The sequence below is a fragment of the Pseudobutyrivibrio sp. genome (assembly GCF_017471675.1).
Taxonomy (GTDB): Bacteria; Bacillota; Clostridia; order Lachnospirales; family Lachnospiraceae; genus Pseudobutyrivibrio.
The window spans coordinates 57,498-64,201 of sequence record NZ_JAFUSK010000076.1 but is presented as its reverse complement, the minus strand read 5'-3'; the positions used below and the strand labels follow the sequence as shown (position 1 = coordinate 64,201).

Sequence of the window (6,704 nt, the reverse complement as noted above, 5' to 3'; positions counted from 1 at the left end):
ACTTTCAATGTATTCGTCTAAATCATCGTAGCAAGCTAACATCTCTTTGAACAGCGGGAAGTGCTGCATACCCCCAAAGCCCTGACCATCATTTACTAAATCTGGTCTTTCGAAGCCTATGTAGGCTTGATTTGCACATAGTGGTGAAAAATCCTTTAGGATTTCCACATCTGTATCAAGATATATACCACCATGTTCATATAAAACATCTAATCTGGCATAGTCAGATACAAAGGCCCATTTCTTTTCCTGATAAGCCTTTTCCATGAATGGATGTTTATGAATGTCATAGTTATTTTCGTTCCATTCAATTATCTCAAAATCAGGGCAATACTTTTTCCATGATTCTATACATTTGAGAACCGAATCTGGTTTCTCACCGTTTCCGAACCAAAAATAATGAAATTTTTTAGGTATCAATTCATTAGCTGTTTTTTCCATTTTGTTGCCTTAAAATCAAATAAAATCTATAATCAAAATATGAATAATTCAATCACAACAATAATCCCATTTTTTAATAGTGAGCACTGTCTTGGTGCAATGCTTGATAGCATTCTTGCTGGGGATGTGGTGCCAAATGAAATACTTCTCATTGATGATGGTTCCACTGATAACTCAGCCACCATTGCTAAAAATTATGAAAGCAAGCATCCTAACGTTCACTATCTAAGTCAAGAGCATGCAGGCGTAAGCGCCGCAAGAAATCTTGGTATTCGGCAAGCCACTGGTAAATGGATATCATTTTTAGACGCAGATGATTACGTGGAACCTAATATGTACAAAGCCATGTTAGATTCTGTGGAAAACACAAACCTTTCAGGCTGCGTCTGTGGATATTTCACCGAAAAGGATGGCATCACTACTGCATACACTGCAGATTTCCCTGCAACTATTACTGGCGAACAATTGCTTGAAGCGATGTTTTTAAACGACAATGTCAGAGGATTTTTATTCACCCGTCTTTTCAGTGCCCAGCTTGTTAAGCAAAATCTGTTTGATACTGATATCAGCATGTGCGAGGATCTTTTGTTTCAGTCCAAGCTGTTATGCAATCATTTATCTGATGAATTTGGCTATGTTAACAAGCCTTTTTATCATTACATTCAAAACTCTGCTTCTGCCACAAACAGTGCCAATTATTTTAATGATGGCGTGTTTAAATATAAACCAGCTTTTACACAGATTTTTGATGTAGTTAACAAGGATTATGTATGGGCAAGCTATAATTCTATTATAGAATATAGCATGTATACGTTATTGCAGGCCTATAAAAAGGGCAATCATGCCGTAAAGGAGCAAATCCGTTTACTACAAATAGAATTAAAAGCGACTCCATGTCAGCACAAAAGCAAGCATAGAATCGCTTATGAATATGCACCAATTTTATTTAGCCTTTTATCTAAATAGGCTTAGCCTTTAAGAATCTGGTATATTGCTCTAAAGAAGTAGAATACTTCGAATATGCCAGTTCTGAGGCATACATATCTTAATGTACTAATTTTTTTCCCCTTATATATTTCTTTGAGCATTCGCTGAAATTCACAACTTCTAATTTCACATCTTAACTTTTTCTTTAGGTAGTCGTATTCTCTACATCTACAATGCTCCTGGTATATAGCTGTTAGTCTGCTGACCCAATCGTAAATGTATATACCTTTTAATACAAGGATGTTATCTTCTGTTGCCCCTTCTTGAGCCGACTCCCAATTAATATATCTTCTATATATATATTTTGTATCCTCCAAATCATTATTATGATAGGAAATGGATAAGCTATTGTTAGTGCGTTTTACGTAGTGATATAAAGGCGAATTTATAAATCCTATGCTACCTTCTCTATCCTCTATGTAATCTAAATTAAATTTTAAATCCTCACCAATGTGAATATTTTTATCAAATCTTATGTGGTGTTCTTTAATGTAATCTAAATCATAGCATTTGTTTGTAACGAAATTAAACAGCTTTAACCATGATAGCATGGCAGCAGAGTTGCGAGATAACAGGTATTCTTCACCTTTGACGTAGCCTCTGGCAACCTCTAATACGGCCACCTTGTCACCTACATGCTTATTATAATAATTATCAAAATACATTCCTGTAGATAAAATAGAAATCCTCTTATCTTTCCACCTATCAAGTGCTCTAATATATTCTTCAATAATTGTTTTTTCAGGATAATCATCAGCATCAAAGAAAACAATGTATCTTCCTTTGGCCGCATTAATGCCCTCATTTCTAGCAGTAGATACTCCATTATTTGTTCTTGAAAGTATGCGTACTCTGGCATCTTTGCTTGCCATCTCTCTGCAAATCTGCAGCGTCGAATCTTCAGAGCCATCATCTACTATTATCACTTCAATATTTCTGTATGTTTGATTAATAGTAGCATGTACACAATCTTGTATGTAGTTTTCAGCATTAAAAGCAGGTATTACTACCGAAACTAATACGTTTTCCATTTTAGTACTGGTAATATCTCCACAACCATAAAGCAAACTTTCTCTTAAGGCTACAACAATCAGGTAAGCCTCTTTCAGCAATTGCGTTTCTATACAACGCTGTTATTTTTATTTGAGTTTCTTTTCCTGTTTCTCTATATACATATTTTAAATAGTCTAATAAAGTAAGAAGGCTGTGTTCAATTAACTCCTTTTCATTATTATCTTCGAAATAAAGAATTCTTTTTTCTATGGCATTTAAATAGTCTTTATATCTCAATTCTTGTTTTAAATGTACTAAACTACCATCTCTCTGATAATAATCATATAGGCAATCTGGTATAAATGAGACTATTTTAGCCATATATAATGGTTTATATATAACATCTTCATCCTCATGAAGTATACCTACAGTAAATCTAAGATCCTGCCACAAGCTTGCCTTGTATAATTTATTCCAAGCTACTGTACAGATATTGTTGGTTCGCATCATCTGGATGACACTATCTGTACCACTCCATACTCCTGGTTTGTCAGAAGTGAAACGATTATTGAGAGAGCTGTTATCATATACATTTTGGATGCCACAAGCCACTATGTCTGCATTCCATCTATGCATATTATTAAGCATTAATTCAAATGCATTTTCTTCCAGATAATCATCACTATCAAGGAAGAATATGTATGAACCTGTAGCGTTATCAAGTCCTGTGTTTCTAGCACCTGACAACCCCTGATTCGCCTGATGAACGACTTTTATCCTGGCATCCTTCTTAGCATATGTATCACATAAATGCCCAGAATTATCTTTAGAACCATCATCTACCAATATTATTTCTAAATCAGAATAGGTCTGGTTAACTAAAGAATCCACACATCTGCCTAAATACTGTTCCACATTGTATACAGGAACTATTACAGATATTGTTTCTTTATTACCAGAATTTTCTCCTCTGTTATTTAAAATCTCCACTAGTTTATGATAATAGCCATTGATGTCAAATGCCACATTTTTTCTTGCCAGATTTTGTCCGTTTTTGCCAAGTTTCAGTCTATATTCTTTATTGCTGGACATTTCTATTATTGCAGCTGATAAACTGTTTATAAAATCAACATCTTTGTCTACGATTACGGCCCCATCTCCAACTACTTCTGGCAACGCACCCGAATTCGTTGTAATAAGTGGAATGCCCTTAGCAATAGTTTCTAGAGCTACCAATCCAAAAGGCTCCTCAGAAATAGTTGGCATAACTACTACATCATATTCGTTGTATAAATCTGCCATTTCCTGAGTAGTGACCTTGTTTCTGCAATGGATGCTTGATGCATTTTTTGCAGCCTGATTCTTAACCTGCTTTTCATAGCCTTCATCCAGCCCTGAAAAGCCTACTATATCTAAGGAAATAGAGGTATCGTTTGCAGCCAAAGATTTATTGAATGCTTTGGCAAGCTCTAATACACCTTTATCTGGTATTACCCTCCCAGCATACAAAAACTTAACCTTATCTGTAGGCTGTTTTGTAGTTGTAGAATAATTATCAAAATCTACGCCGTTATACAATATATGACAAACTGCTTTTGGAGCATGTTTTAATATTTGGCTGGCAATATATTTGCTTACACACAAAAACTGAGTTCCTGCAGCTGTAAGATATCTAATCTCTTCTGGAGACCTATATATATCAACATCATTATGCATGTGAAAATAAACAGGGAAATCTCTGTCCTGCCCTAATGCCTTTATTAATTCACAGGCTGTAGACATTTGATTTTCAACTATCACTGCATAATAACCATCATTGTCGCTTTTTAATCTATCTGTGAAATTTTTAATAATTGTTTTATCTAGGAATCTTTTAGCACTGAAATCATTAAGAAAATGCCTATACATACTATCCATAATTCCATCACATGAAGTAAGAAAACGATTAGCAGAAACAGGAATTATGTGAGTGTTATTGTATAGGCTTTGGTCATACGACTCATTTTCAATCGTATATAAATCAATCAAAAAATCCTTTGATATTTCATTTTGATTTAATATTGTTGTGACTAATTCTTCAACGGCCCCGCCCATAAGGGCTGGAACCGGAAGAATACACGGAGCAATAATAGCAATTTTTCTCATAATCTCTTTATAATGTGTTTAAAGCACCAGAATATAGCTTAATAGTACGTGCCACCACATCGTCCCAATTATATCTTTTAAGTACATAATCAGCAGCCTGATTCTTAAATTCATGAACCTCATGTTTATCATCAAGCAACTGTGTAAGTTTTTCTTTTAAATCCTCGACATCCCCTTGCTTAAATGTGATTCCCTTGTCTCTAACCACACCAGCTGTTTCATTAATATCACTTACCAGGCAGCAATTACCATAGCTCATTGCCTCTAACAGTGATATTGGCATTCCTTCCACATCGCTTGGAAGAACATAAAGATAAGCGTTTGAATATAGTTCCTCGAGGACCTTGCCCTGCTGGAAGCCCAATAACATAATTCTATCGTCTTCTCTAGCGGCACGTTTTATCTTAGAAACATAGTCATCACTATGACTAGTTCCACCAACTATAACCAGCTTCTTATCTGTGTGAATTTGTTTGTAAGCCTTGATCAGATAATGTAATCCCTTTTCCGGAACTATTCTGGCAAGGAATAAAATATATTCATCCTTTTCAAGACCAAACTTTTCAGTAATAATATTCGCATCAAGAATTTCTGGCTTTGCAACACCATTTGGAATAAGAGTTGCTTCGCGTCCGTAAGTATCTTTAAAATACTGCTTATTACCTTCTGAAAGAACAATAAGCTCGTCAGCATATTTCGCTGCACATTTTTCTCCGAACTCAAGATACTTTGTAGCAAATCCACCCCATTTAGCTCTTTGGCTATCAATTCCGTGGATAGTAGCTACTGTATGAATTCCTAACAAATGAGGAAGCCAAAGCATCGCGCATGAACCTGACGCATGGTAATGAATTACATCATAATGATGAAAAACTGCGTGCAATGTAGCAAGTATTGAATATACAGTTGCATTTAAGCTTTTCTTTGCAGATGTAGGTATCGTGATGATATGAACACCACGATACATTTTTCCGATTTTCACATCATTTTCTGCACCTGAAACATGATGACCAGCCCTGTTATAAACATATACATCATGTCCCTCTTGAACCATTTTTGTTGCAAGTTCTTCTACAACAATTTCTACGCCACCTTCTCTTGAAGGAATTCTTTTATGGCCTATCATAGCGATTTTCATATATTTGCTCCCTAAAAATGACTATCTCTTTTTTACATAAACTACAACTACAAATACAACAGCAAGACCAGCCAATGCTGCTACAACGCGGCCTACCCATGTAAGAATTTTACTTGGAACTGCAGTTAAAGCACCTTCACTTTCCTTGGTAACAGTCACGCTATAGTTTCCCAAATCTGTCTCAACAGTTTCTCCATCAACATCTGTATAGCTAAGCTTTACATTTATTTCCTGGTTACCAGCCTTTGTAAAAGTAACATAATAGTCGTGTGAATAACTCTTACCAGCATAAATAGTATCTATCTTAATTTTCTTACTTTTTGAAGAAACATTACCTTCTATAGTAAGAACTGCATCTGTAATATTTTTATTGCTAAGATTTACATAATTAAAGCTAAGTAATGACTTACCATTTACAATAGCATGTGTAGTAACATCAATAGACTTTACGCCAATTGTATTTCCACCCGATGTAGGAATAACAATTGTTGCCATATTATTCATTCTGTTTCCAGAAGACTCATAATCAAACTGGCAAGTTAAATCAGCCATATCGCCAGTAAATTGCTCGCTAATGCTAACTGGAACAGAAACAACTTCTGAAGCACCTGCTCCAATAGAACCTACATAAATCTGGTTAGAGTTACCATAAACTGGATAAATCATTCCAGAATTGCTTGTTAATGTCATCATTACACTAGTAGCAGCAGCACTTCTGCTAGTATTATGTAATGTAAGATTAATAGTAATTTCTTTTCCTGCCTCAAGGATACCACCTTCGATAGTGTAATCCTCAATTTCTACTATAGCTACCGCAGAACCTGAAACTGTAGGTGCTGTTACTGGAGCAGCTTCTTCTACAGCCTCAGCTGCAGGTTCCTCTACCTCTGTTGCATTTGCTACTGTAAATAAATTAAAAAATGAACAAACTACTGTTAAGAGGCAAACAACGGTTAATCTTTTAAATGTATTTTTCTTTGTCATCGTATTTCTCCTCTTA

The 6,704-nt window shown here is 35.3% G+C and carries 6 protein-coding genes; 1 reads left to right on the top strand and 5 read right to left on the bottom strand.

The window, feature by feature from the left end; translation table 11 throughout:
- The coding region (locus IJ535_RS12300; protein WP_294303425.1) for a glycosyltransferase family 32 protein at window positions 1–441 on the bottom strand (441 nt) is incomplete at its 3' end.
- Between the two features lie 39 nt (window positions 442–480).
- Here IJ535_RS12300 and IJ535_RS12295 point away from each other — a divergent pair.
- Window positions 481–1,407: a glycosyltransferase family 2 protein gene (locus IJ535_RS12295; protein WP_294303423.1), complete on the top strand. Its 927-nt coding sequence runs from the start codon at window positions 481–483 to the stop codon at window positions 1,405–1,407.
- 2 nt (window positions 1,408–1,409) lie between these two features.
- Here the strand turns inward: IJ535_RS12295 and IJ535_RS12290 are convergent, their stop codons facing one another.
- From IJ535_RS12290 to IJ535_RS12275, 4 genes are read right to left on the bottom strand one after another with little or no spacing between them, the layout of a single operon-like run.
- The gene (locus IJ535_RS12290; RefSeq protein WP_294303420.1) at window positions 1,410–2,459 is read right to left on the bottom strand and encodes a glycosyltransferase family 2 protein; all 1,050 of its coding nucleotides are present in this window, start codon (window positions 2,457–2,459) and stop codon (window positions 1,410–1,412) included.
- A gap of 1 nt (window position 2,460) precedes the next feature.
- The gene (locus tag IJ535_RS12285; protein WP_294303416.1) at window positions 2,461–4,566 is read right to left on the bottom strand and encodes a glycosyltransferase; all 2,106 of its coding nucleotides are present in this window, start codon (window positions 4,564–4,566) and stop codon (window positions 2,461–2,463) included.
- Window positions 4,567–4,573: 7 nt separating this feature from the next.
- Complete coding sequence (locus IJ535_RS12280) at window positions 4,574–5,704, bottom strand: glycosyltransferase family 4 protein (protein WP_294303413.1); 1,131 nt, start codon at window positions 5,702–5,704, stop codon at window positions 4,574–4,576.
- A gap of 21 nt (window positions 5,705–5,725) precedes the next feature.
- Window positions 5,726–6,688: a hypothetical protein gene (locus tag IJ535_RS12275; RefSeq protein ID WP_294303408.1), complete on the bottom strand. Its 963-nt coding sequence runs from the start codon at window positions 6,686–6,688 to the stop codon at window positions 5,726–5,728.
- Window positions 6,689–6,704: the final 16 nt, after the last annotated feature.

Excerpts from the sequence above, each read along its gene's own strand:
- IJ535_RS12295 (WP_294303423.1), top strand. The coding sequence starts at position 481 with ATGAATAATTCAATCACAACAATAATCCCATTTTTTAATAGTGAGCAC.
- IJ535_RS12290 (WP_294303420.1), bottom strand. The coding sequence starts at position 2,459 with ATGGAAAACGTATTAGTTTCGGTAGTAATACCTGCTTTTAATGCTGAA.
- IJ535_RS12285 (WP_294303416.1), bottom strand. The coding sequence starts at position 4,566 with ATGAGAAAAATTGCTATTATTGCTCCGTGTATTCTTCCGGTTCCAGCC.
- IJ535_RS12280 (WP_294303413.1), bottom strand. The coding sequence starts at position 5,704 with ATGAAAATCGCTATGATAGGCCATAAAAGAATTCCTTCAAGAGAAGGT.
- IJ535_RS12275 (WP_294303408.1), bottom strand. The coding sequence starts at position 6,688 with ATGACAAAGAAAAATACATTTAAAAGATTAACCGTTGTTTGCCTCTTA.